General features: G+C 70.9%; 26 protein-coding genes and 1 pseudogene. 12 read left to right on the top strand and 15 right to left on the bottom strand.

The features are described from left to right. Nucleotides 1-4: 4 nt before the first annotated feature. The 6 genes from ABD292_RS22525 to ABD292_RS22550 form a co-directional block, all read right to left on the bottom strand. Entirely contained in the window at nt 5-889 is an 885-nt protein-coding gene (locus tag ABD292_RS22525; protein WP_329584757.1) for a glycosyltransferase family 2 protein, read from the bottom strand. A 183-nt stretch (nt 890-1072) separates the two neighbouring features. Next, nucleotides 1073-1840 (bottom strand): CDP-alcohol phosphatidyltransferase family protein, encoded by a 768-nt coding sequence (locus ABD292_RS22530; protein ID WP_329584760.1) that lies wholly within the window; start codon nt 1838-1840, stop codon nt 1073-1075. Then, nucleotides 1818-2858: an iron-containing alcohol dehydrogenase family protein gene (locus ABD292_RS22535; protein ID WP_344210470.1), complete on the bottom strand. Its 1041-nt coding sequence runs from the start codon at nt 2856-2858 to the stop codon at nt 1818-1820. Before ABD292_RS22535 ends, ABD292_RS22530 begins: the two co-directional genes overlap by 23 nt. A gap of 28 nt (nt 2859-2886) precedes the next feature. After that, nucleotides 2887-3621 carry a phosphocholine cytidylyltransferase family protein gene (locus ABD292_RS22540; RefSeq protein ID WP_344210287.1) on the bottom strand — a complete coding sequence of 245 codons (735 nt, stop codon included), beginning with the start codon at nt 3619-3621 and terminating at the stop codon, nt 2887-2889. Between the two features lie 78 nt (nt 3622-3699). Beyond that, the gene (locus ABD292_RS22545; protein WP_344210472.1) at nt 3700-4308 is read right to left on the bottom strand and encodes a DUF5941 domain-containing protein; all 609 of its coding nucleotides are present in this window, start codon (nt 4306-4308) and stop codon (nt 3700-3702) included. A gap of 38 nt (nt 4309-4346) precedes the next feature. Beyond that, nucleotides 4347-5780 carry a CDP-alcohol phosphatidyltransferase family protein gene (locus ABD292_RS22550; RefSeq protein ID WP_344210289.1) on the bottom strand — a complete coding sequence of 478 codons (1434 nt, stop codon included), beginning with the start codon at nt 5778-5780 and terminating at the stop codon, nt 4347-4349. A gap of 149 nt (nt 5781-5929) precedes the next feature. Here ABD292_RS22550 and ABD292_RS22555 point away from each other — a divergent pair, with 149 nt between their 5' ends. Together ABD292_RS22555 and ABD292_RS22560 are read left to right on the top strand one after the other, a co-directional pair. Beyond that, a complete protein-coding gene (locus ABD292_RS22555) occupies nt 5930-6655 on the top strand; it encodes an IspD/TarI family cytidylyltransferase (RefSeq protein ID WP_344210291.1) in 726 nt (241 codons plus the stop codon). A 94-nt stretch (nt 6656-6749) separates the two neighbouring features. Then, complete coding sequence (locus ABD292_RS22560) at nt 6750-8486, top strand: CDP-glycerol glycerophosphotransferase family protein (RefSeq protein WP_344210293.1); 1737 nt, start codon at nt 6750-6752, stop codon at nt 8484-8486. Here the strand turns inward: ABD292_RS22560 and ABD292_RS22565 are convergent. Continuing rightward, nucleotides 8481-9503, bottom strand: coding sequence for a glycosyltransferase family 2 protein (locus ABD292_RS22565; protein ID WP_344210295.1), 1023 nt, complete (start codon nt 9501-9503; stop codon nt 8481-8483). The genes ABD292_RS22560 and ABD292_RS22565 overlap by 6 nt on opposite strands. Before the next feature lie 80 nt (nt 9504-9583). On the opposite strand from ABD292_RS22565, the gene ABD292_RS22570 reads away from it, so the two are divergent. From ABD292_RS22570 to ABD292_RS22585, 4 genes are all read left to right on the top strand, one after another. Then, complete coding sequence (locus tag ABD292_RS22570; RefSeq protein ID WP_344210297.1) at nt 9584-11029, top strand: LCP family protein; 1446 nt, start codon at nt 9584-9586, stop codon at nt 11027-11029. Nucleotides 11030-11063: 34 nt separating this feature from the next. Further along, a complete protein-coding gene (locus tag ABD292_RS22575) occupies nt 11064-11411 on the top strand; it encodes an STAS domain-containing protein (RefSeq protein WP_344210299.1) in 348 nt (115 codons plus the stop codon). A gap of 66 nt (nt 11412-11477) precedes the next feature. Beyond that, nucleotides 11478-12317 (top strand): LLM class flavin-dependent oxidoreductase, encoded by an 840-nt coding sequence (locus ABD292_RS22580; protein WP_344210301.1) that lies wholly within the window; start codon nt 11478-11480, stop codon nt 12315-12317. A gap of 88 nt (nt 12318-12405) precedes the next feature. Next, nucleotides 12406-13143, top strand: a complete 738-nt coding sequence (locus tag ABD292_RS22585; protein ID WP_344210302.1) for a DUF4097 family beta strand repeat-containing protein — start codon at nt 12406-12408, stop codon at nt 13141-13143. A gap of 3 nt (nt 13144-13146) precedes the next feature. Here the strand turns inward: ABD292_RS22585 and ABD292_RS22590 are convergent, their stop codons facing one another. The 4 genes from ABD292_RS22590 to ABD292_RS22605 form a co-directional block, all read right to left on the bottom strand. Then, nucleotides 13147-13959 carry a hypothetical protein gene (locus ABD292_RS22590; RefSeq protein ID WP_344210303.1) on the bottom strand — a complete coding sequence of 271 codons (813 nt, stop codon included), beginning with the start codon at nt 13957-13959 and terminating at the stop codon, nt 13147-13149. A 75-nt stretch (nt 13960-14034) separates the two neighbouring features. Then, a complete protein-coding gene (locus tag ABD292_RS22595) occupies nt 14035-14757 on the bottom strand; it encodes an MBL fold metallo-hydrolase (protein WP_344210305.1) in 723 nt (240 codons plus the stop codon). Between the two features lie 63 nt (nt 14758-14820). Continuing rightward, nucleotides 14821-15240, bottom strand: coding sequence for a VOC family protein (locus tag ABD292_RS22600; RefSeq protein ID WP_344210307.1), 420 nt, complete (start codon nt 15238-15240; stop codon nt 14821-14823). Nucleotides 15241-15271: 31 nt separating this feature from the next. Continuing rightward, nucleotides 15272-16786 carry a serine/threonine-protein kinase gene (locus ABD292_RS22605; protein ID WP_344210309.1) on the bottom strand — a complete coding sequence of 505 codons (1515 nt, stop codon included), beginning with the start codon at nt 16784-16786 and terminating at the stop codon, nt 15272-15274. Nucleotides 16787-16948: 162 nt separating this feature from the next. On the opposite strand from ABD292_RS22605, the gene ABD292_RS22610 reads away from it, so the two are divergent. The 3 genes from ABD292_RS22610 to ABD292_RS22620 are packed head-to-tail and all read left to right on the top strand — an operon-like array spanning nt 16949 to nt 19954. Then, a complete protein-coding gene (locus tag ABD292_RS22610; RefSeq protein ID WP_344210311.1) occupies nt 16949-18622 on the top strand; it encodes a hypothetical protein in 1674 nt (557 codons plus the stop codon). Further along, nucleotides 18619-18960 carry a hypothetical protein gene (locus ABD292_RS22615; RefSeq protein ID WP_344210313.1) on the top strand — a complete coding sequence of 114 codons (342 nt, stop codon included), beginning with the start codon at nt 18619-18621 and terminating at the stop codon, nt 18958-18960. The genes ABD292_RS22610 and ABD292_RS22615 overlap by 4 nt, the downstream gene beginning before the upstream one ends. A gap of 22 nt (nt 18961-18982) precedes the next feature. Continuing rightward, a complete protein-coding gene (locus tag ABD292_RS22620; RefSeq protein ID WP_344210315.1) occupies nt 18983-19954 on the top strand; it encodes a lipoprotein in 972 nt (323 codons plus the stop codon). A 67-nt stretch (nt 19955-20021) separates the two neighbouring features. On the opposite strand, the gene ABD292_RS22625 is transcribed toward ABD292_RS22620, so the two are convergent. The 3 genes and pseudogenes from ABD292_RS22625 to ABD292_RS49005 all read right to left on the bottom strand — a co-directional run. Further along, entirely contained in the window at nt 20022-20483 is a 462-nt protein-coding gene (locus ABD292_RS22625; RefSeq protein ID WP_344210317.1) for a hypothetical protein, read from the bottom strand. A gap of 31 nt (nt 20484-20514) precedes the next feature. After that, a complete protein-coding gene (locus tag ABD292_RS22630) occupies nt 20515-21012 on the bottom strand; it encodes an HAD domain-containing protein (RefSeq protein ID WP_344210319.1) in 498 nt (165 codons plus the stop codon). Then, nucleotides 21009-21228, bottom strand: a pseudogene (locus ABD292_RS49005) (IS256 family transposase); the annotation flags it as partial. The pseudogene ABD292_RS49005 and the gene ABD292_RS22630, both read right to left, overlap by 4 nt. A gap of 27 nt (nt 21229-21255) precedes the next feature. Between ABD292_RS49005 and ABD292_RS22635 the strand changes: the two are divergent. Beyond that, entirely contained in the window at nt 21256-21630 is a 375-nt protein-coding gene (locus tag ABD292_RS22635; protein ID WP_344210321.1) for a hypothetical protein, read from the top strand. A gap of 125 nt (nt 21631-21755) precedes the next feature. Here ABD292_RS22635 and ABD292_RS22640 read toward each other — a convergent pair whose 3' ends face one another. After that, on the bottom strand, nt 21756-22169 hold the full coding sequence (locus tag ABD292_RS22640; protein ID WP_344210323.1) for a GntR family transcriptional regulator: 414 nt from the start codon (nt 22167-22169) through the stop codon (nt 21756-21758). A gap of 101 nt (nt 22170-22270) precedes the next feature. Between ABD292_RS22640 and ABD292_RS22645 the strand changes: the two genes are divergently transcribed. Continuing rightward, nucleotides 22271-22510 (top strand): hypothetical protein, encoded by a 240-nt coding sequence (locus ABD292_RS22645; protein ID WP_344210325.1) that lies wholly within the window; start codon nt 22271-22273, stop codon nt 22508-22510. Next, nucleotides 22507-22803: a hypothetical protein gene (locus tag ABD292_RS22650; RefSeq protein WP_344210327.1), complete on the top strand. Its 297-nt coding sequence runs from the start codon at nt 22507-22509 to the stop codon at nt 22801-22803. The genes ABD292_RS22645 and ABD292_RS22650 overlap by 4 nt, the downstream gene beginning before the upstream one ends. Nucleotides 22804-23062 lie beyond the last annotated feature (259 nt).

Here is a 23062-nt window from a genome sequence, read left to right on the forward strand (position 1 = left end):
AGGCTCAGACGATCGGCGGGCGGCCCAGCTTGACCATGCGCCACGCCGTGCGCCACGCCATCGGCCGCCGCTCGCCGGCGGGCGTGCGCAGCCCTTCGCCGAAGCCGCGGAACCACGCCTTGATCGCGGTCGGCGAGCGGCGCTCGCGGATGAGCGTGAGCACGACCCAGTTGGTCAGGTAGAGCACCGCCAGCGGCCAGGGCAGGTTGCGCCGCGCCAGCCAGACCCGGTTGCGGGCGTTGAGCCGGTAGAACTCGGCGTGCCGGGTGGGCGGCACCTGGGGGTGGTACATCACCGTCTCGGCGTCGTACTCGATGCGGTAGCCCTCGCCGAGCAGCCGCCAGGCCAGGTCGGTTTCCTCGTGGGCGTAGAAGAACCGCTCGGGCAGGCCGCCCACCTGGAGGAACGCCGAGCGCCTGATGGCCGAGGCGCCGCCGAGGAACGTGGTGACGGGCGAGGAGCGCTGCGGATCGCCGGCCCGCAGCCTCGGGACGTGGCGCCGCTGGCCGATGCCGCCGTCGGGGTCCATCACCCGGAAGGAGATCACCGCGAGGTCGGGCTCGGTGGCGAAGCGGTCGCGTACGTGGGCGACGACCTTCTGATCGGCGTACCAGCCGTCGTCGTCGAGGAACAGCACGACGTCGCCGGAGCACTCCTCCACGCCGCGGTTGCGGCCGGCGGGGATGCCGGTGTTACGGTCGAGCCGGATCGATTTGACGACCGCGGACGACCCTTCGGGTGGCGTCGCCGACACCGCGGGCACGTCGGCGCCATTGCCCACGATCACCACCTCGACGTCGCCGTCGATCTGGTTGAGCGCGGACTCGACCGCCCGGTTCAGCTCCGCGACCCGGTTGCCCATGGTGAGGATGACGCACGAGATCTTCAACGAATCACTGTCCTGACGCGTTGAGAACACGGGCGGAGCATTCTTTCATGATCACCGAGTCTGGTCGCATGGTCCTGAATCTAGGGTGAGCTAAGCGTATCGGAACCGAGGGTGAACCCCCACCGAACCGACGACGTCCGATCAATACGACGGACGAGCGGCCGCTCCGGTTCCGACATCGGATCACGCCAGCCGCCGCGACGCCAGGATGCTGACCAAATGCAGGACGACTTGTAGGCAGGCCGCGACGAAGCAGGCCACCAGCAGCACCCTGGTCGCCGCGAGGTCGCCCCGCACCGCGTCGATCACGGCCGTCGCGAGGGCCAGCAGCGACAGCTCGATCGGCTGCACGATGCGGTGGAACTTCGTGGCCGACAGGATGCGCCGCCCCAGCCCGAGCAGCCCGGAGCGGAACTGCACCGCGCCCGACTCCCCCGCCGCAGGCAGGCCGCCCTTGGCCCGCGCCACCTCGACCAGGTCGGTCTCGGCCTTGATGAGGATGGCGCCGAGCGCGGCGGCCACCCCCAGCACGGTGTACCAGTCGGGCAGCACGGCCGAGGCCCGCCAGCCCAGCCCGGCCAGCACGGCCGCCTCGGCGAAGTAGGCCCCCACCCGGTCGAGGTAGACGCCGGTCAGCGAGGTGCGGCCGGTCCAGCGGGCCAGCTCGCCGTCGGAGCAGTCGAGCAGCAGGTAGACCTGGATGAGCAGGGCGGCGGCCACGGCCGCCCAGAGCCCGGGCAGCGCGATCACGAACCCGGCCAGCACCCCGGCCACCGTCATCACCCAGGTGAGCTGGTTGGGCGTGACCCGGGTGCGCGCCATGAGCCAGGTGACGTAGATGGACAGGCGGCGCATGTAGAGCACGCCGGCCCAGTGCTCGCCGTTCCTGCGCTCCAGATGACCGGCGGGCTGGGCGACCCGCCGCAGCTCAGCTACCGAAGGTCCGGACATAGTCCGCCACCCGCTCACGGATCTCGTTGTCCTGCATGCGGAGGTGCTCCAGGATCGTGTAGCGGCCGGGACGGGTGGACGGAGCCAGCGCCACGGCCTCGGCGAACTGCTCGACGCTCAGCCCGATGTCGCCCGGCACCACCGGCAGCTCGTGCCGGCGCAGGCAGTCGGCGACCTGCCTGGCCCGTGCCTCGTCCTCGCGGAGGAAGAAGCAGAAGGCGGAGCCGATGCCGGCGAGCTCGCCGTGGTTGGAGGTGCCGGGGAAGAGCTGATCCACGGCATGCAGGATCTCATGATCGCCGCCGCTCGCGGGCCGCGACGACCCGGCGATGACCATGGACATGCCCGACAGGATCAGGGACTCGGCCAGCACGGTCAGGAACGCGTCGGACTCGATGCCGTCCTGGCGGCCGACCAGCGCCTCGGCGGCGGTGCGGGCCATCGAGCAGGCCAGGCCGTCGATGGGCTCGCCGCGCTCGACGTTGCCGAGCTGCCAGTCCTCGATCGCCGACAGGTTGCTCACCACGTCGCCCACCCCTGCCCGGACCAGCGTGGGGGGCGCGGCGTGCACGAAGTCGAGGTCGACCAGGATGGCGAGCGGCATCGGCACGCCGAACGAGCCCTTGCCGCCCTCGTAGACGAGGGAGGCGGTGGGCGAGCAGATGCCGTCGTGGGAGAGGTTGGTGGCCACGGCGACCATCGGGATGCCGGCCAGCGAGGCGGCGTACTTGGTGGCGTCGATGGTCTTGCCGCCGCCCACGCCGACCACGACCTCGAAGGCGCTCTTGCGCAGGTCGGCCCCGAGCGAGACGGCCGCGTCGACCGTCCCGTCGGACACCCGGAACACCTCGGCCTCGTCGAGCTGCGGGGAGATCAGGCTCTCGATGTGGTCGCCCTGCCCCGGGCCGACGGCGACGGCGACCCGGCCGGAGGTCGCCACCCTGCTGTCGGCCAGCAGAGCGCCGAGCTCCGCCACGGCGCCCCGCCTGACCTGCATGGTCAGCGGCGCCGGCAACATCCTCGCCAGAAGCGGCATGCCCGCCTCCTCAGTAGCGCACGGCGATGGTGCGGGCCTTGGCCAGGTCGTCGTGGTTGTCCACCTCGACCCAGTCGACCTCGCCGATGGGCGCGGCGTGGATGGTCTCGCCGCGCTCGACCATCTCCTGGTAGCCGTCCTCGTAGTAGAGCTGCGGGTCGCGCTCGAAGGTGGCCTTGAGCGCGTCGGCCAGCCGCTCGGCGGCGGCGGGGCGGATCAGGGTGGCGCCGATGTACTCGCCGTACGCCTCGGCCGGGTCCATCAGCTTGGTGATGCGCCGCAGCGAGCCGCCCTCGTCGAGGATCACCTTCATCTCCTCGTCGGCGAGCTTCTTGACGTTGTCGACGGCGAGCAGGATGTCGCTGGTCTCGGGGGCGGCCAGCAGCGTCTTCTCGACCGAGACCGGGTGCACGGTGTCGCCGTTGACCAGCAGCGCGCCCTGCGCGAAGTAGTCGCGGGCGCACCACAGGGAGTAGGCGTTGTTCCACTCCTCGGCCTTGTCGTTGTGCACCAGGGTGAGCTTGACGCCGTACTTCTCCTCGAAGGCGGCCTTGCGCTCGTGCACGGCCTGCGCCGCGTAGCCGACGACGATCACGATGTCCCGCAGGCCCACCTCGGCGAGGTTGCGCAGCGAGATGTCCATGATCGTGGTTTCGCCGTCGACCGGCACGAGCGCCTTGGGCAGCGTGTCGGTGTAAGGCCGCAGGCGTCGTCCGGCCCCAGCGGCCAGCACCATTCCCAGCAACGTGCACTCCTCAGTCGAGCATGACTACGTGTGGGCCAAAGGTTAGTTGCCTTTGGGCCCTCCGCGGGTAATCCGGAGTCAGTCTTGCGTTCGCGCATCGGTCGCCTCCACCCGTACGGAGGGCACGGCGAGCCAGCGGGTGAGGCTCTCCCAGCCGAACAGCCCCCACAGGTAGAGCGCCAGCAGCGTGTAGCCGGCGGTCAGCGGCCCCATGAGCGCGACCAGGGAGACGACCATCATCCGGCCGTCCCAGCCGAGCCCGGCCGTGGCCAGCCACGAGGGCGGGTGGACCCGCTGCCGCAGGCGGTAGACCAGATCGTAATGATGGAAGGCGAGCGCGCCGAGCAGCACCATGATCAGCAGCGGGTGCAGCCCGTGGGCGAACCCGACGGCTGCCACGAAGGTGTACTCGATCAGCCGCAGGATCGGCGGCACCAGCCAGTCGAAGCGGCCGTCGTGCGGGTGCGTGCTGCCCGGCCCGGCCAGCAGCAGCGTGACGGCGGGCGCGAAGACCGCGAGCCCGTCGGTGCCGGCCACGCCGAGCAGCAGCAGCACGCCGGTGACGAACGTGCCGGCCAGCACCGGCGGCAGCGGCGGGAGCTGACCGGCCACCAGCAGGCCCATCGCGCGCGAGAGCGGCCCGTCGTCGCGCTGCGCGACGACGGCGCTCCTCGGCACCGGCGCCATGTGCACGGGCCTGCCTCCCTGGCGCCCTCTCAGGTCACTCATCGCGCCGACCTCGCCATCCGTCCGAGCAGCTGGTACGTCATCGCCACCCCGCCCCAGGCCAGCAGCGTCACGAACGTCGTACGCGCCCCCCACCCCGCGGCGGTGACGCAGATCAGCGCGGTCCGCTCGCCGATGGGCAGCACGATCATCCGCTTGAGCCAGCGCACGACCGGCATCCGCTCGACCCGCCGGGCGAGCGCGAGCAGCCCCCGGGGCGAGGCGGCGTCGGCCGACTCGCGCAGGGGCCGCGCCGGGCGGGCCCAGGGCGCGCCGGGCCCGGCCGCGTCCGCCGTCGCGCCGGCGAAGGAGTGGGTCAGGGCGTGACGGACGACCTGGAGGATCATCGCGGCCACGGCCAGCCGCCAGATGCCGGGGCCGGGGACGCCGAGGGCCAGCCCGGCGTAGACGAGGTATTCCTTCAGCCGGTCGGCCATGCCGTCCACCCACGCCCCGAGCGGCGAGAACGTACGGGTGTAGCGGGCGAGCTGCCCGTCGAGGCAGTCGAGCCCGAACGACAGGTAGAACAGCACCGCCCCCAGCAGGAGCCCGCCCGGCGTGCCGGCCGAGAACCACACCGCCGCGAGCACCGCCAGCCCGATCGAGATGCCGGTCACCGTGTTGGGGGTGAGCTTCAGCCGGGCGGCCGGCTTGATCAGGTGGCGGGTCCAGGTGGAGACGAGGAACGTGGCGAAGAAGCCGTCGTCGTCCTTGACCGAGGTGTCGAGCCGGACGCGGTCCTCGTCCACGTCGGCCAGCCGCTCGACGGCCACGTCGGCCGCGTGCTGCCCGGTGACCCGGTCGGCGTGCAGCGGCCCGAGCGGGGCGGCGCGGACCTTCACGCCGCTGCGTACGAGCCCGACCAGCAGCAGGTCGACGGTCTCGACGGGGGTGACCGGGCCGAGCTTGCCGGTGTCGGCCAGCTCGGCCAGCTCCTCGGCGACCTCGGCGAGCGTGCCGAGGTCGGGCGCGGCGGTCTGGAGCAGGCCGCGGAAGGTGGCGTTGGCCTCGGGCACGATGTGGAACGAGCTGCCGGCCGCCACGACCGTGCCGCCCTCGACCCGGACCGGCGGCCGGAGCGGGCCCGCGGCCGCGTCGAGCGCGACCAGCGCGCCGGTGCCGGGCGCCGGCTGGTCCAGCAGCAGCGCCAGGGCCTCGGTGTGGGCCACGAGGTCGGCGGGCACCAGGGCGACCGCGCTCACGGCCGTCCTGGCGATCTTCGCGACGCCTCTGAGGTCGGCCGCGAGGCCGCCCCCGGGCGACAGCACCTGCACGTCGCGGACGGGCAGGAGGTCGAGCTGCGTGCCGAGGCGGTCGAGCAGCGTGCCGTCGGAGCAGGAGAGCCTGCTCGCCGGCGTGGTGGCGAGGACGACGGCCGCCGTGGCCGGATGGTCGTGCCTCGGGTGGTCGTGCGCGGTCAGCGAGTCGGGCAAAGCGCAGGTCTCCTACCGGTCGGGCGGAGGTGCGTGGACTTTAAGGGGGGTGCGTAGCCTCAGCGTAGCGACCGGTGAACGCGATATCACGGAACAGGACCGTTACCGGCACGTCCCGGTTCCCGCCGGACCTGCCCTACGCTCGCGTTATGGATTCGCGGTCGGTTGGCGTGCTCCTGGCGGGCGGCGTGGGGCAGCGGGTGGGCCTGGCCCTGCCCAAGCAGCTCGTCGAGGTGGCGGGCAGGACGATTCTCGAGCACTCGCTGGCGGTCTTCGAGTCCGCGCCGGACATCGACGAGATCGTGGTGCTGATGACGCCCGGCTACACCGACCGGGTGGCGGAGATCGTGGAGCGCGGCGGCTACCGCAAGGTCTCCCAGGTCGTGGAGGGCGGCGCGAGCCGCCCAGAGAGCACGTGGCGGGCGTTGCGGGCGCTCGGCACCGAGGAGTGCGACGTGCTGCTGCACGACGCCGTACGGCCGCTCCTGGAGCCCCGGATCATCTCGGAGTGCGTCCGGGCCCTTCGCACCCACAAAGCCGTCAACGTGGCGATCCCGAGCTCCGACACGGTCTTCGTGGCCGCGCCGGCGGGGGATGGCGAGGTCGTCGGCGAGATGCTGGACCGCGCGGTGCTGCGGCGCAGCCAGACGCCGCAGTGCTTCAAGCTGTCGGTGATCAGGGAGGCGTACGAGCGGGCGTTCGCCGATCCGGAGTTCGCCGACCGCCCGGCGACCGACGACTGCGGCGTGGTGCTGCGCTACCTGCCGGAGGTGCCGATCCACCTGGTGGCGGGCAGCGAGCGCAACATCAAGGTCACCCATCCCGCCGACCTGCGGATCGCCGAGCTGCTGTTCAAACTGGCCGCAGAGGCGTAGCAGCGGCATAAGGGCCCAATCCGCCGCTATCAGGGCACGCGACAGACGGGTACGTGGACGGCGCTTGACCCGGACCTTGTTACCGTGCAATCACATGAGGAGACTCATCGTGATCGCGGCGCTGCTGGCCTCCTACCCCGTCCTGCTGGCGGCGGCGCTCTGGCCGGCTCCGCTGGTGTTCGGGGCGGCGGCCCTCGTGTCCTACGCCGCCGAGTACGCCACGCCACGCCTGGCCCGCCGCCCGCTGGAACTGCTCGGCCAGGCGCACCTGGGCGTCACGGTGCGCTTCGCGGCCCGCGAGACGGCGGCGCTGCTGCTGGTGGCGCGGGCGGCCGGGCCCGATTCGGCGTGGTTCGTGGCGCTCGCGGTCTCGATGTTCGGCGTCCACGGGATGCGGGCCCTGCACACGGGGCTGGCGCTGCGGCTCAGGCAGACGCTCGCCCGGATGCCGGTCACCACCCGCAACCTCGACGTGTCGGCGCTGCGCATACCCAAGCTGCCGCCGGGCTGGCTGGGCGACCCGCGTGGCCTGCGCTTCCTCTACCTGGACGCGCTGCCGGTGCTCGGGGCCGTCTGGGGCGCGGTCGCGGCCTGCTGCGGCGCGGCCCTGGCGCTCGCCCTCGGCGCGGCCGGCGTGCTCGCGCTCCTCCCGTACGTGCGCCGCACCCGCCCGCTCACCGACCGGGTCCGCGTGCTGGAGGTCGTCGGGGCGCAGGTGGCCGCCTACCGCCCCGAGGTCATCCTGTACTTCTCCGGCGCGACGGCCGCCGCCTACCAGGCCCGCATGTGGCTGCCCGTGCTGGAGCGCATCGACCGGCGGGCCATCGTGGTGCTGCGCGAGCGCGGCATGGCGAGGCACCTGGAGCCGTCGTCGCTGCCGATGGTGTGCATCCCGTCGTCGGCCGACCTGATGAGCTTCCGCGCGCTGTCCAGCGCCAAGCTCTGCCTGTACGTCTCGAACGTCGGCCGCAACGTCCACATGCTGCGCATCCCGACGCTGCGCAGCGCCTTCCTCAACCACGGCGACAGCGACAAGGAGGCCTCGTTCAACCCGTTCTCCCGGGTCTACGACGAGGTGTGGGTGGCCGGTCCCGCCGGGCGCGACCGCTACAGGAAGGCCAAGGTCGGCGTCCGTGACGAGTGCGTCCACGAGGTCGGCCGGCCCCAGTTGCAGGGCATCTCGACGGAGGGGCCCGGCCTGCCGTACCGGACCGTGCTGTACGCGCCCACCTGGGAGGGCTGGAACGACGACCTGTTCCACACCTCGCTGATGACGATGGGCCCGCGCATCGTGCGGGCGCTGCTGGAGCACGATCCGCCGCTGCGGGTGATCTACAAGCCGCACCCGCTGACCGGGCACCGCGACAAGGCGGCCCTGCGGGCGCACCGGAGGATCGCCGCCATGATCGAGAAGGCGGAGCTGGCCAAGTCGAAGGCCCGGCACCCCTCGCGGGCCGAGGCGCCGGCCACGTACGTCAGGCACCTCGTCGTCACCGGCCCCGAGCCGCACCTGTACGCCTGCTTCAACCAGTGCGACCTGCTGATCAGCGACATCTCCAGCGTGGTCGCCGACTTCCTGGCCAGCGAGAAGCCGTACGCGGTGACGAATGTCGCGGGGCTGCCCGAGCACGCCTTCCACGAGCGCTATCCGAGCACCGAGGCGGGCGTGCTGCTGGGCGAGGACCTGGCCGGCCTCGCGGAGTTCCTGGACGGGGAGGACACCCTGGCCCGGGCGCGGGTGAAGCTGAGGAGCTATCTGCTCGGGCCGGAGTATCCGGACGCGCTGACCCGCTTCAACGCGGCGGTGGAGCGGGTCTTCGCGGAGTCATGACGATCGGGGCGGCCTGGCCAGCTTGCGCGGGCTGGTGAGGAAGCCCCAGCCCCAGGAGCAGTGCATGGCGGCGTACACCAGCGGGAGCCGCACCCGGGCGGCCATCGGCAGGTGGCTGCCGGTCACGGCCGAGCCGGCGACGATCGCGAGGGCGTAGCCGCCGGGGATGACCAGCCCCAGCGGGAAGAACGGCGAGACGACCAGCCCGAGGATCATCGCCAGCACCGCGGCGGGCGGGGCGAGGTAGCGCAGGTTGATCGTGCCCTCGTGGGTGCGCGCGACCACCCGCCGCCAGCGGCCGTAGTGGAAGTACTGCTTGGCGAGGGCCTTGACGTTGGGCCGCGGCCGGTAGGAGACCCGCATGCGCGGCTGGAACCACACCAGGCCGCCGCTCTGGCGGATGCGGTGGTTCATCTCCCAGTCCTGGGCGCGCTGGAAGTGCTCGTCGTAGCCGCCCACCCGGTCGAGCGCCGAGCGGCGGAAGACGCCGAGGTAGACGGTGTCGGCGGGGCCCGCGGTGCCTCCGACGTGGAAGGCCGCGGCCCCCACGCCGATCTTGGAGGTCATCGCGCAGGCCACGGCCTGCTCGAACGGGCTGATCCCCTCCGCGGCCATGACGCCGCCGACGTTGTCGGCGCCGGTCTCGGCCAGGGTCTCGACCGCGATGCGCAGGTAGTCGGGGGGCAGCATGGCGTGCCCGTCGACCCTGGCGACGATGCCGCTGCGGGAGGCGGCGATCGCGGCGTTGAGCGCGTTGGGGGTGCGGCCGGTGGGGTTGGGCACCACGGTGACCCGGCGGTCGGACGCCGCGATGGCGTCGGCGACCTCCTGGGTGCGGTCCTGGGACGGGCCCACCGCGAGCACGACCTCGATGTCACCGGGGTAGTGCTGCGCGAGGACCATGTCGACGGCCTCACGAAGGTGCCGCTCCTCGTTGAGGACCGGCATGATGACGGAGATGGGGGGCCAGGCGCGCGTGTGCGCGGGCGCGTGCGGCGAGTCGGGGAACTGCTTCATGGCGGGGCTCACGCTACTGTACCGGCGAGGGAGTCGGGCAATCGAAAGCCCGATCCCGGGGTGACTTGGGGGGGACGGGCATGCGCGACCCGGGCGAGGAGGAGGACGCCGGAGTGCTCGTGGGCGGCGACGCCTACGGGGGCGTCAGGCTCACGCCCAACCGTGCGCGCCGGCCGTTCAGACGCAGCGCGAAGGCGCGGCGGCGCAACGTGCTGATCGCCGGGTTCCTGTCCACCTGCGTGCTGGTCACGACCGGCGTCGTGTGGGCGACCCCGCGCCAGATCGGCACCGTGGACGCGGGCGTCGGCGAGTCCGTGGCGCGCGGCGGCGCCGAGAACATCCTGCTCGTCGGCGTGGACAAGCGCGACGACCTCACCCGGCAGCAGCAGAACCGCCTCAAGCTGGGCCGCGAGGTGGGCCAGCGCACCGACACGATGATGGTGATCCACCTGTCGGAGGACCACCGCCAGGTCACGGTGGTGAGCCTGCCGCGTGACACCTGGACGACGATCCCCGGCAAGGGCGAGCACAAGATCAACTCGGCTTACCAGTTCGGCGGGCCGAAGCTGGCCAAGGAGACCGTCGAGGCGACCACCGGGCTGCGGATCAACCGCTACATCGAGGTCAACATCCTCGGCTTCATCGACGTGGTCGACTCGCTCGGCGGCGTCACCGTCTGCACGCCCGTGCCGATCGCCGACCAGAAGATCGCGCTCAATCTGGCCGCCGGCACCCACCAGCTCGACGGCGTGCAGGCCCTGCTGTATGCCCGGACCCGCGCCACGGCCCGCTCCGACCTCGACCGCATCGACCGCCAGCAGCAGGTCATCTCGGCCCTGCTCAACCGGGCGCTGAGCGCCGAGACGCTGAGCAACCCGGCCAAGCTGGCCTCGTTCGTCAACTCCACGCTGGGCACGGTCAAGGTGGACCCGGACGACGGCCTGGTCGACCTCGCCGTGCAGATGCGCGACGTCTCGCTGCAGAACGTGCGCTTCGTGGACGTGCCGCTGGCGGACGTGAACTACCGCGCCCCCACGGGCGAGTCGGCGGTGCTGTGGGACAAGCCGGCCGCCAAGGACCTGTTCGCCAAGATCGACAGCGACCAGGACGTCACCAAGCCCACGCCGACGGCCGCCGCCACGCCCTCGGCCAAGCCCTCCGCGATCGCGCCGGGCAGCGTCACGCTCAAGGTCAAGAACGGCACGCTGATCACCGGGCTCGGGGCGCGGACGAAGGAGGGGCTGGTCGCGTACGGCTTCAAGGTGCCCGACGAGCCCGGCAACACCGACAAGAAGGACTACAAGCGGACCCTGATCCGCTATCCCGATGGGCAGGAGGCCGCCGCCCGCGTGGTGGCCGCCGCCGTTCCCGGCGCGGAGCTGAAGAAGGCGGACGTGAAGGGCATCGAGGTGATCGTCGGCAGCGACCAGCCGAAAATCGCGAAAAAGACCTCGTCCGACGCCACTCCGAAACCCGCTGTTACACCAACCACCAAAACGGCAATGCAGAACATATGTAAGCAATAGGCATATCTTTTCGCGTGTCGGGCAGGTGCTGGTCATGGTGGTCAGATACTGGCGAGAGGACCCCTGCACCGTCCTGCACGTCGTCGGCGATCTCGACGTGGCCGCCGCTCCCCGGCTGCAGGCCGAGCTGGAGCAGGCCATAGCCGAGGCCGACCCCCCTAACCTCGTGCTCGATCTCAGCGAGGTGCCGTTCTGCGACTCGGTCGGCCTGGGCGTCCTGGTCGCCACGCTCAACCACATCCAGCACCTGCGCGGGCGGCTCATCCTGGTGCTGGCCCCGGGCATGATCAAGCATCTGCTGACGATCACGAACCTCGACCGGCACTTCGAGACCACGGACTCGATGAACGCGGCCCGTACGGCACTCGGAACGGCGGCCTGACCCTTTTCCTCCCGTGCTGGATACTCGGTTGTCGGCCGGGTGTTCCCGCAACTGCTGGAGGAAACCGTGAGACTTGGCGTGATGTTCGACCGGGGCCTGCCGCCCGAGCGGCTCGTGCCGTTCGCCAGGGAGCTGGACGACAGCTCCGCCGACGACCTGTGGGTGGTCGAGGACCTCGGCTGGGCGGGCGGCCTCACCTCGGCCGCGACCGCCCTGGCGGTCACCTCCCGCCTGCGCGTCGGCATCGGCATCACCCCCGCTCCCCTGCGCAACCCGGTGCTGCTGGCCATGGAGCTGGGCAACCTCGCCCGACTGCACCCGGGGCGGCTCGCCGCCGGGATCGGGCACGGCGTACGCGAATGGATGCGGCAGGCCGGGGCGGCCCCCGCGTCGCCGCTGGCGCTGCTGGAGGAGACGATCACGTGCGTACGGGCGCTGCTGCGGGGCGAGACGGTGACGCTGGAGGGCCGGGAGGTCCGGCTCGACGGGGTCTCGCTCGTGCACCCGCCCGCCACCGTCCCGCCGCTGCTGGCCGGGGTGAAGGGGCCGAAGTCGCTGGCGCTGTCCGGGCGGGTGGCGGACGGCACCATCCTGCCGGAAGGCGTCGGGCCCGCGCAGCTCACCGCCATGCGGAAGACCATCGGGGCCGGGGACGGGCACGAGGTGGTGATGTTCACCTTCCTCGGGGTCGGCGACGGCTACACGGTCGATCGCGGGCTGATCGAGGAGCAGGCCGGGTTCCTGGGGGTGGCGCCCGAGGACGTGGTGATGGCGACCGGGACAGCCGAGGAGGCCGCCGAGCGGATCAAGTGGCTGGCGGCGGCCGGGGCGGACACCGTCGTGGTACGGCCGCTGGACCTCGCCGATCCGCTGCGGCACGTCCGGGCGCTCCTGGCGGCCCTTTAGCTCTCAGGTGGGTTCGTGGCCATCTGGCCGATGGCGGTCGGTCAGATGGCCGATGAGGGCGGGGCCCCTTGTCGCGAAGATCGATCCCATGACGCGACTCGCTGCGATCGCAGCCTCAACCGCCGTCGCGGCCCTGACGGCCCTCACCACGGCCGGATGCGGCGGCCTCGACGCCGAAGACGTCCGCGCCACCCGCGCGTTCCCCGTGACGGGCACCGAGCTGAAGATCGTCTCCTCGCTGGGCGGCGTCCGCGTCCTGCCCGGCACGGCCGGCTCGGTCCAGGTGGAACGCTGGGTGCGCGGCAAGGCGGCCCGCGAGGGCAACGCCACCTGGTCCCTGCGCGACGGCGTCCTGCGGCTCGGCGCGGACTGCAGCATGATCTTCGGCGACTGCGGCGCCCGCTACCACGTCAAGGTGCCGCCCGCCGTCCACGTCACCGTCGAGGCTCCGGACGGCGTCATACTCAAGGAGCTCAAGCAGGACGTGGACGCGGTCTCGCGCGAGCACATCCAGGTGGACACCGCCTCGGGCCGGCTGCGCCTGCGCAGCGACGGCCCGATCACCGCCACCGGCCTGACCTCTCCGGCGGTGCGGGCCCGGACCGTGGACGGCGCGATCGACGTCACCTTCGTCACCGCCCCGGCCGATCTGGACCTGGAGTCCGCTGACGGCCGGGTGACGGCGACGGTGCCGAAGGGCTCGTACGCGGTGACCGCCCGCAGCAAGGACGGCTCCGTCGACTCCGAGGTCAGGAACGACCCGAAGGCGCCGGCCGCCATCGTCGCCCGCAGCGGCACCGGGAACGTCCGCGTCCGCGTGCGGTGACCGCTACTCCCATACGGCGGCGTACCTGCCGTTCTCGGCGTTCACCTGGACCGGGCGGAACCCCTGCTCCTTGAGCTGGTCGAACCGGGCCTGGTAGCCCGACGCGCTCATGTCGATGTAGTGCGCCCACGACTTGAGCCCGTCCTTGCGCCACACCGCCGCGTACGTGCCGTCGGGCGCGACCGCGACCTTGACCGGACGGAAGCCCTTGTCCTTCCTCGCGTGGAACTCGGCCTCGTGCCGGGCGCGGCTCAGGCCGTGGGTGAAGGACGAAGCGCCGCCCGGGTTCGTGGCCCAGACCGCCACGTAGCGGACGTCGTCCGGGGTGCCGTACGCGTCCACGGAGGTCAGGGCGAGGCCCTTGCCGGTGGCGTACTTGTCGGCCGCGGCGAACTCGCTCCCGGTGAGGTGGTGGCGGGCGTAGACCTTGCCGGCCTTCTTCTCGAAGACGGCCGCGAACACGGCCGAGCCCGCCGGGCCCGTCGCCGACACCGACACCGGCTGGGCGCCCTCCTTCAGCGCGGCGTCGAAGCGCTGCCGGTAGTCGGAGACCGACATGCCCTGCCGGACGCTCCACTGTGACGAGCCGCCCTTGACCCAGACGGCGGCGTACCGTTCGCCGTCGGAGACGTTCATGGTCAGCGGGCGGTAGCCCTGGTCCTTGAGCCGGCGTACCTGCTTGGCGCTCTCGGCGGCGCTCACGTCGTGATAGGCCACGAAGGCGGGCGCCGTCCGCGCGCTCGCCGCCGCCGCCGGAGCGGCGCCCGAGGCGACGAGCATGGAAGTGACGACGGCGATCTTGCTCGTGGTCCGCATGACCCTCCCCCTGCATGACGGGATGCTCTAGGTGATCAAGAGAATGGGCACGACCCTAACAGCGATCGCAGGCGGTCAGATCTCAATCGTCTGGAAGTCGTCCGGCACCAGGCAGCGCTCGATGTGCCCCGCCTCCACCCCCGCCCCCAGGTGGGTCAGCACGAACGGCAGGGCGGGGAAGCGCTCGCGCAACGCCTCCACGTGCGCGACCTCCATGTGCCCGGCCGCCGGGTGGTGCGGGCCGTTGCACTCCAGGATGAGCGTGTCGCTGGCCGCCGCGAGCGCGTCGAGGCCCGCGCACGGCCGCGTGTCACCCGAGTAGCCGACGGTCCCGCCGTCCCGTTCGAAGACGTAGCCGTAGCAGTCGAGACGCGGCACGTGGTCCACCTCCACGGCCCGGAACTTCACCGGTCCCGCCACCTGCCACGAGCAGTCCACCTCGACGTAGCGGAGGTCGAGCTTCTCGTGCGCCTCCTCGTGGATGCCGGGAACGCCGGCGACGTCCATCATCGTCCGCAGGAACCGCTCGACGCCCGGCGGCCCCACCACGTGGAGCGGCGTGGCGGCGTGCCGGTGCAGCAGTTCGAGCAGCAGGAAAGGCCAGCCGAACGTGTGGTCGGCGTGAAAGTGCGAGATCGCCACCACGTCGAGGCCGGCCACGTCGATCCCGCAGCGATGCAGGTGGGGCAGCGCGGTGGGCGACGGCTCGACCAGAATGTGATCGTCGACCACGAATCCATTCCAATAGCGGCCGATGCCGGTGAAATTGCCGGTGCCGAGAAAGGTGACCCTGGTCAATACGCCCCCCGTGGTAGCCGTTCCGAAGAATCTCACACCGGATATACGGGAGAGAGGCCCACTTCAGCCTTTTCCGTACGCGACCAGCTCCACCTCGTAGCCGTCCTCGTCCGCCAGATAGGCCGCGTAGTGGCGCTCGCCGCCGGCGTACGGGTGACGCTCGGGGAAGAGCAACGTCCAGCCGTGGGCGGCGGCCCGCCCGGCCAGGGCGTCCACCTCGGCCCGGCCGCCCGCGTGGAAGGCGAGGTGGTTCAGGCCGGGACGCAGCCGGTCGTGGCTGCCCGCGGTGAGCGCGGGCGACCGCTCCAGCACCACGTACGTCGTCCCCAGCCGCCAGCTCCGGCCGTCCGGCCACTCCTGGAACACCTCGTACCCCAGCTCCGTCAGCAGCCAGCCCCAGCTCCGGGTCGCGCGGTCCAGGTCGGGCACCCAGATCTCGACGTGGTGCAGGGAGCCGGTGACGGGCTCGGTCGTGTCCTCCATGCCGCGACCCTAACGGCCCCGCCCCCCTTGGTCAGTCGACGCCGTTGGGGCAGAGGAACGACGTGATGCGGGCGGGCGCGGCCGTCACCAGCTTCGAGCCGTAGTCGCGCGAGCAGAGGTTGCTGCCGATGTCGCCGTCCAGGAAGCGGGTGGCGTCGCGCGTGGCGATCAGGTCGATGCCGCCGACGCTCGGAGATTCGATCCTGGCCGCCACCCAGTTCCCCACGCACAGCCGGGCCGCGACGGCGGCGTCCGACGGGAGGTTGCCGCCGTTCAGCGCGGCGGCCTCACGGAGGATGGAGCTCTCGGACGCGCATGGGGTGGGGGCTGTGGAGGCCGGCTGCTTGCGTGGGAGACGCGTCTTCTCCGGGGTGGCCGTCTCTTCCGGGGTCGCCGTCTCGTCCTCGGCTTCATCTGTGGGGTCGTCCGTGGTGGCGTCGTCCGTGGGCTGGTCCTTGGTCTCGTCGCTCGTGTCCGGGGTCGGGGTCTCCTCGTACGTCTTCGTTGTCGCGGTCGGACGTTCGCTCGGGCTCAGCAGCGCCTCCAGCAGTCCTCGTCCGGAGCTCGACGCCAGTGCCGCTCCTCCGGCCACGGCCGCCACGACGGCGACGGCCACCGCCGCGGCCGCCCATCCCGGAATCAACCTGCGCCTGGCGGGCACCGCCGGGGGCGGCAGGACCTTCGTACGCGTCAGGGGCAGGGTGACGGGCGTCGGGCCCGTGCCCGACCTGATCGCGGTGAGCCGGGCGAGCACCTCCTCGGCGGGCGGCCGGGCTGCGCGGTCCTTGGCGAGGGCGCTCCGTACGAGCTCGCGGACCTCCTTCGGCACACCGGATAAATCGGGATCGACGCCCATGACCCGATAAGCGAGGACATCGGGAGCCCCGGTGCCGAAGGGCGGGCGCCCGGTGGCCGCGTACGTCATGAGCGCACCCCACGCAAAGACGTCGGCGGCGGCGTCCGCCTGGTCGCCCCGGTACTGCTCGGGACTGATCCAGCCGGGCGTGCCGATCAGCGCGCCGGTGCCCGTGAGCCCGCTCTCGTCGAGGGCCCGCGCGATGCCGAAGTCCAGGACCTTCGCGCCGGAGTCGGCGAGGATGACGTTCCCGGGCTTGAGGTCGCGGTGCACGATGCCGGCCCGGTGGATGTCGGTGAGCGCCTCGGCGATGTCCACGCCGAACGAGAGCAGCCTGTCGGGAGGCAGCGGCGCGTTCTGCTGGACGTACGTGCTGAGCGTCGGCCCCGGAACGAACTCGGTGGCCAGCCAGGGCGGCATCGCGCCGGTGTCGGCGTCCAGCACCGAGACGACGCAGCGCCCCCGCACCCGCGACAGCAGCTCCACCTCACGGACGAACCGGGCCAGGAACTGCGGGTCCGCCGCCAGCCCCGGATGGATGACCTTGACCGCGACCCGGGCGCCGTCGGCCGCGACCCCCGCGTAGACGACCCCCATGCCGCCCGCGCCCATCCGTCCCACGATCCGGTAGGGGCCGATCGACTCGCGCTCGTCCATCGTCAGGGGGCCGAAGCCGCCGGGGTCGCTCATTCAGGCTCCCGTCGCCGTCGCGTCGCAACAGCAGCGATCTTATTGACCGGCTCGTAAACCGGTGCCGCGCTAGGCTCGCGTCCCGTGTCTTCTGATCATTTATGGCGGGTTATCAGGATCGGCTCAGTAGGTCTGGTTCTTGCGGCGACCGTCGCGGGCCTGGTGTTCGGCGACGACTGGCTCTGGATGGCCGTCCAATGGTCGCCGCCGTACGGCGAGCGCGCCGGATTCGACACCTCGACGACCGTGATGCTGCTCGTGACCGCCCTGGTGAAGGCCGCGTTCCTGTGGTTGATCCTGCGTGCTCCCCTGCCGGGACCACTGGATCGCCGGGCGAGAGCGCTGCGCCGGCTGCTGTATCTGGCGGTGGCGTACGCCCTCGTGCTGTGGTACCCGATCGGGCTGCTCCCCGACGCGGTCGACACGGCATTCCAGCTCGCGCTGTGGACCGCGATCGACGTCCTCTACCTGCTCGTCATCCGTTGGCGGTCCCGCCTGCTGCGCGCGGCGGCCGCAGCGCTGTTCGCGGTCGAGTTGGCCGGGATGGCCGACCAACTGCTCGACGACCTCGACCTCCCTCAGGTCCACTGGGGCGAGGTCGTCGTGCTGGGCCTGATGCTGGGCAGTGCGGCGGCGACCGTCCTCACGGTCGTCGGGCAGTGGCGCGACGGCCGATGGAGCCGCGGCACGCTGATCGCGGGGTGGGCGTCCATGGGTGTCTACACGCTGTTGATCCCGCTCAACCTGCTCGCCGGACAGTTCCCGGGCGGCGGTCTGGTGTTGCCGGTCATGCTGGACGCGATGGGGCTCGTCACCACCGTGTGGATGGCGGCGACCGCCCGCGAGTTGCCCACCGAGAACCCCGTACCGGATCTTCCACCCGCCAGGCTGCGGGTGATCCGCGTCGCGGTGGCGACCGTGACCGTCCTGCCGATCATCGCGATGATCCACCCGGAGCAGGCCGCGCGCCTCACCTACACCGGCTGGTCGACGGACTGCTATGACCGGCCCAGCTTCGGCGACCTGAAGCCCGCGCAACGCGACGCCGTGTTCCTGTGCGTGGCGCGAGGCATGGACGGCGGAGGCCCGCCCATGTTCCCGGACAGTATGTCGGACCAGGCGATCCTCGCGTACGGGCGGGCGCTGTGCCGGGCGAAGGACCGCGACGAGCAGGTGGCGATCCTGACGCGTGCAGGAAGCGCGCGGCCGTCCTGGGGCGTGGACCCGTGGGACCTCGTCTACGTCTGCCCCGAGATCATCGGCGCGACCCATCCCGAACTGCTGCGCTCGGCCGAGGAGACGCAGGCGGCGAACGACGCCTACATCGCCGAGGAGAACGCGAAGTGCCGCGACCCGTGGCCCCGCACGAAGGGCGTCGTCCAGGCCACGGCCAAATACTTCCTGTTCGTGGACGGCGATCCCGGCTACCTGGTCCACGACCCCGGAGACGAAGCGGCCGAGGAGGAGGAGGACAAGCTGTACAGCGGCGACGGCCTCGTCACCGTCGGCCGCAACTCCGCGCTCGTCGGGCACATCGAGGACGTCTCCGACCTGTGCCTCACCGTGAAGGCGTTCCGCACCGCGCCGCCCCGGCGGACGGCCGGGTGGCAGCAGGTCGAGGAGGTGCCGATCGTCAGCCGCACCGGCCGGCTCACCGTCCCGGAGTTGGACGGGGGCGAGGTGGGCGCGGGCGCCCCGATGCCGAACCTGGCGATCAAGGGCAAGGGCCGCTACCGGCTCCGCGTCTACGTACGGACCGACGCCGGAGGGGAGGAACAGCACCTGGTCGTGGTGTTTCCGGGACCGTCCAGGAAGAAGCTCACCCTGAAGCCGTGAACGCCGGAGAACGGACCCATGAGGCCGGGCGAATCAGCCTCATGGGGCCCTCGTTCACCCACGACCAGATTCTTGACGCGGCACGGGACGCGGCCTTCGAGCACTGGCGCTCGGCCACCATCGGCCACGTCACCGCGCTGCTCGGAGCCCCTTCGGGCTCGATCTACCACGAACGCCGCTACGGCCGCATCACCCCGCACGGACTGGAGGTGATCGCCCTGGCGTGCCGCGACTCCCCCTACGGCATCGTCCGGCCGCTCATCGGCGAGCCCATCCCGGCCTGGATCGACGACGCCGTACGCGTGACCAGCACCGCCCTGGCCCACCTGAACGACTGAGTAGCCAACTACGCTCGCGCCCATGCGAAGAATCACCGTGGCACTGACAGCACTGCTGGCCCTGACCGGATGTGGGCAGAACTCCGGCGAAGGCGGCCTGAAGGAAGCGATGGCCGCCGTCTCCGGAGAGGGACCCGCCGCCGCGTACTTCGAGTACGGCGAACCGGCTTGGTGGCGTGACCTGGGCGTCAAGGCGGGCGCCGCCGAGGCCCGCCGCTGGTTACCCGCATCCGTCTCCGGCCTGGGCAGCTTCGCCTCAGCCGCGGCGGCCCTGCCGGAGGCCACGGGCATGACCCCCACGGCCGGTACGCGGGCGATCTCGATCGGCGTGCCTCCGCAGCAGGCGTTCCGGTTCGACGGCGACGTCGATGCGGACGCCGTACGCAAGAAGCTGACCGCCCACGGCGCCAAGCCCCGTGAGATGGGCGGCCACGAAGGGCTCTCGTTCTCCCCCGGCGACGAGATCGACCTGTCCCGCACGATCGTTCCCGGCGTTACCAACCAGCTCAACCAGGTCGTGGTCACCGACTCCCTGGTCGCCACGGCCTCGTCCCCCGACCCCCTCACCGCCGTCCTGGGCGGGGACACCACGCTGGCCGACAAGCCGGCGTACGCTGCCATGGCCTCCTGCCTCGGCGACGTCGCCGCCGCCACGATCACGACTTCGCCCAGTGAAACCGTCACCCTGTACGGGGTGGGGCTGCGCCGCCCAGCCGACCTGAAAGACCGGCCCGTCAACGTCGTCTGCGTACTGCCGTCGGCATCCGCCACCGCCGACGTCGAACGCGCCCTGACGACCCGCCTCGTCCCGACGGGGACCATGGGTGACGGCGGGACGTACGGAAAGCATGCCGCGCAGATCGCGCACGACCGGGTCAGCTCGGACGATCACACCGTGCTGCGGGCCGTTCTGACGCTGAACGACACCACGAACGTAATGTTCGCCAACCAGATGCTGGTCCGGGGTGACCTCCAAACCCTGACCAAGCCATGAGGCGGTAAATGCCGGCGCAAGCACGTGGGGGCGCGCACGCTGCACTGGCCCGCCGCGACAGGTGACGTCAGGTGGCGAGCGCGTCCGCGTGGCGCTGGAGCACCTCCCGCCATCGTTCGCCGGCCCGTTCCTCCGCCTCCAACGCCAGCTCCACGGGCGAGCCCGAGGCGCAAACCCCGTATATCGAGCTGGCGATGTCCGGCGTCAACAGCTCGCTGAAGTGGAACGACCCCTCGAACCCCAGCCAAGCCACCCCACCCACCTCGCAGGCCCGTCCCAGGCAGACCTCCAAGTAGCCGGGCAGCCGCTCGGGAACCCCATCGAAGATCAGGTCGTACTCAGTCACCCGCCGCCCCGGCAGGAGGTCATCCTCGTCCTCGAGCTCGTAGACCTTCACCTGCCGGGGCGCCATCTGGTCCGTACGGAAATCCAGTGCGGGTGCCGTCTCCCGAGCGTGAACCACGAAGACGCTGATCACGCAGCGCACGCCGTCCCACATCAGTGCCCCGGCGAGGTTGTCACCCGCCAACCACAGCCCCCACTTCTGTCCGTCAGAGGAATCACAGAGCTCGAAGCCATTGATCGAGGACCGCGAAGTCTTCGTCGGCGAGTCCCCGGAACGCCTCCACGTGGTGAAGAAGTGCACGGCCGCTGTGGTGCGTGGAGACCCAGTCGCGATCGGCGTCGGTGATCTCGTCGTCCACCCAGGCGAACGGGCGTCCGGCCGCCCAGCTCACCAGGGTCCGGGTCTTCCAGCAGAGCCTGAACCACTGGTCCTCGCGTTCATGCTCGTCGGATGACTCCGGCCAGGTCACGACTGGCAGACGCGGCAGCCCGATTCGGGGTGCTATCTCGACGTTCGCCTCCTCTTCCCAGGTGGTGGCCCAGACGAGTTCGCAGGGCAGCGCCGCCAGTCGACGCCCCACCTCGATGGTGAGCCGCGCCACGCGTGATCCGGGCGTGGTGGCCGACGGCTCACGATGCGGGTCCTCACCGAACGGGAGCAGCGGCCCGTCGACATCGAGGGAGAGCAGCGGGCGTTCCGCATGGCTGGTCATGCTGCGGCGTACTCGTCACACTTGACGAGTACGCCTCGTTCGAAGCGGGACTCGATGAGCTTGAACGTCATCGCCAGGAGCGCCGCGCGATAACCGGCACCGCGGGTGACCTTGGTCCGTAGCCGGACAGTGGAGAAGGTCGACTCAATCGGGCTCGTGGTGCGCAAGGCGGGTCCAGCGTTCGGCCGATTGATTGGAGAACGCCCGCAGCACATCCGCACGGAACAGGGCAGGTGGTTACTCATGGCGATCCCGAAGAAGGGTTCGCGGCTCATCACTATGGATGGCACCGTATACCGCTGGCGCATCCGTCGTAAGCCCACATATTGCCAGGGCAACAGCTGGGGTCCCATGACGTTCGCGGTGGAACTGGCCGACGCGTCGGGTCGCGTCCTTCTGGTGTCGCTCCCCTGCTCACGGCCAGACGCATGGTGGGGAGAACGGACGATGGCCCTACGGCCGGTGCTGGTCGCGGCGATCATACGGACCGCGCTCAGGCACGGCTGGACACCACGGCAAGCAGGCAACGCCTTCGAGCTTGCCCTCACCGATGAGGACCTGACCGAGCTGATGAACGGCCAGCCTCCTGCCTATGGCGTCCCTTTCATGCGGCGATAGCCCCTGCTATGTGATCAGCACGACCGTCGCTTCAGCATGTCTGTGCACGCGGACGGTGGGGCTCGGAGCGTGATTGAACGTCGTTTTGAGTTTCGGATGAAGTCTGGTGGGGGGCGACTCAAGGGTTACGCTTCGTCACCGGCCCTGGCGATGGTGCGGTCCGCAGGGAGTAGGTGGGTTTCTCCGTCTGGGTCAGTGATGACCAGGATGGGCACGCCTTCGGCTACGCCGAGCTGCTTGCGTTCGGGCTCGGTAGGCATTCGAGCTGCGACCCGGGTTCCGGGGGATATCTGGACGGTAACGGCTTCGCCTGCGTCTCGGACGCGTGAGCCGCGCAGCTCGGTGATGATGAGCCCCTCTCCCCTGAGTACGGCCATGGCCCGACGGACCGAGTCTCGGGAGATGCCGAACTCGGCCACGTAGTCGCTTTCAGCGGGGAGTCTCTGGCCGGGGCGCAGGTCTCCCCCTTCGATGCGTGCCCGGATCAGGTCGGCGAGCTGCTTGTAGACCGGGCGGTCGGCGCTGGGGTCAATGGCCATGGCATCGAAGCTACGTAGTACTGTACGCACTTCCGATTGCGCCTACGTACGTATGTAGCTACATTAGGAGGAACGTTGACCCCACCTGATCGGCTGGCCCAATGACACTTCAGGAACTGGCAGCCCGGTACCCGAACTGGGTGATCTGGCGCGGCGCGACCGACACCGGCCCCGGAAGCTGGTACGCCACACGGCGAGCGATGCCCCTGAGCAATGAACAGATCGATGCCGGGATGGCCCAGACAGTGAGCGGTGACGACCCCGCCGCGCTCGTCCGGGAGCTGGAATGGCAACACGAACTCGCCTTTACCCTTTCGCGCAACGCGAGGGCGAGCCTGTGACGGACCTGGGTGATTTCGGGAAGCCGTACCACGGGATTCATCCGGCCGCGCCCCAAGCCGGCTACGAGCGGCTCACCTGGCAGGAGCCCGATCCTCGTAATGATCGGTTCCGGGTGCGCGATCACACCTGCGAGTGCCAGCGCATTGTGTACGAACTGTGCCAAGCAGGCGGCCTGCACTTCATACGGCGGCTCTACCGTTCTGACGGCGTGACCGAGCACGAATCCGATCGGATGCGTGCCCCCCAGGCCGCACGGCTCTGGCTGCGTATCCTGCTCGGGCAGGCGCGATGAAGGAACAACAGGGTCGTACCTGGCGCGAGGAGCCTACTCATTGAGTAAGCCGGCCGCTCCCAGGCTCGTTACGGACACGTCGATGGCCCGACAGCCGGCCAGCCTGCTGCGGGGTTTAGCTGGGGGTTTGGGGGGCGTGCCCCCCAATGAAACTGCCCGAGCCCAGGCGCGAAGCGCCCCCCGCGAGGACCGCGCCTTTGGGCTGGGGGTTCGGGGGGCTGTGCCCCCCGATGAGAACGGCCTGAGCTTTTCGCGCGAA

Source organism: Nonomuraea bangladeshensis, from assembly GCF_039529455.1.
Classification (GTDB): domain Bacteria; phylum Actinomycetota; class Actinomycetes; order Streptosporangiales; family Streptosporangiaceae; genus Nonomuraea; species Nonomuraea bangladeshensis.

Coding starts and splice junctions, on each gene's coding strand:
- ABD292_RS22530 (WP_329584760.1), bottom strand. CDS start 1,840: ATGTCCGGACCTTCGGTAGCTGAGCTGCGGCGGGTCGCCCAGCCCGCC.
- ABD292_RS22535 (WP_344210470.1), bottom strand. CDS start 2,858: ATGTTGCCGGCGCCGCTGACCATGCAGGTCAGGCGGGGCGCCGTGGCG.
- ABD292_RS22545 (WP_344210472.1), bottom strand. CDS start 4,308: ATGGCGCCGGTGCCGAGGAGCGCCGTCGTCGCGCAGCGCGACGACGGG.
- ABD292_RS22555 (WP_344210291.1), top strand. CDS start 5,930: ATGGATTCGCGGTCGGTTGGCGTGCTCCTGGCGGGCGGCGTGGGGCAG.
- ABD292_RS22560 (WP_344210293.1), top strand. CDS start 6,750: ATGAGGAGACTCATCGTGATCGCGGCGCTGCTGGCCTCCTACCCCGTC.
- ABD292_RS22565 (WP_344210295.1), bottom strand. CDS start 9,503: ATGAAGCAGTTCCCCGACTCGCCGCACGCGCCCGCGCACACGCGCGCC.
- ABD292_RS22570 (WP_344210297.1), top strand. CDS start 9,584: ATGCGCGACCCGGGCGAGGAGGAGGACGCCGGAGTGCTCGTGGGCGGC.
- ABD292_RS22575 (WP_344210299.1), top strand. CDS start 11,064: ATGGTGGTCAGATACTGGCGAGAGGACCCCTGCACCGTCCTGCACGTC.
- ABD292_RS22585 (WP_344210302.1), top strand. CDS start 12,406: ATGACGCGACTCGCTGCGATCGCAGCCTCAACCGCCGTCGCGGCCCTG.
- ABD292_RS22590 (WP_344210303.1), bottom strand. CDS start 13,959: ATGCGGACCACGAGCAAGATCGCCGTCGTCACTTCCATGCTCGTCGCC.
- ABD292_RS22600 (WP_344210307.1), bottom strand. CDS start 15,240: ATGGAGGACACGACCGAGCCCGTCACCGGCTCCCTGCACCACGTCGAG.
- ABD292_RS22605 (WP_344210309.1), bottom strand. CDS start 16,786: ATGAGCGACCCCGGCGGCTTCGGCCCCCTGACGATGGACGAGCGCGAG.
- ABD292_RS22620 (WP_344210315.1), top strand. CDS start 18,983: ATGCGAAGAATCACCGTGGCACTGACAGCACTGCTGGCCCTGACCGGA.
- ABD292_RS22630 (WP_344210319.1), bottom strand. CDS start 21,012: ATGACCAGCCATGCGGAACGCCCGCTGCTCTCCCTCGATGTCGACGGG.
- ABD292_RS22635 (WP_344210321.1), top strand. CDS start 21,256: ATGGCGATCCCGAAGAAGGGTTCGCGGCTCATCACTATGGATGGCACC.
- ABD292_RS22640 (WP_344210323.1), bottom strand. CDS start 22,169: ATGGCCATTGACCCCAGCGCCGACCGCCCGGTCTACAAGCAGCTCGCC.
- ABD292_RS22645 (WP_344210325.1), top strand. CDS start 22,271: ATGACACTTCAGGAACTGGCAGCCCGGTACCCGAACTGGGTGATCTGG.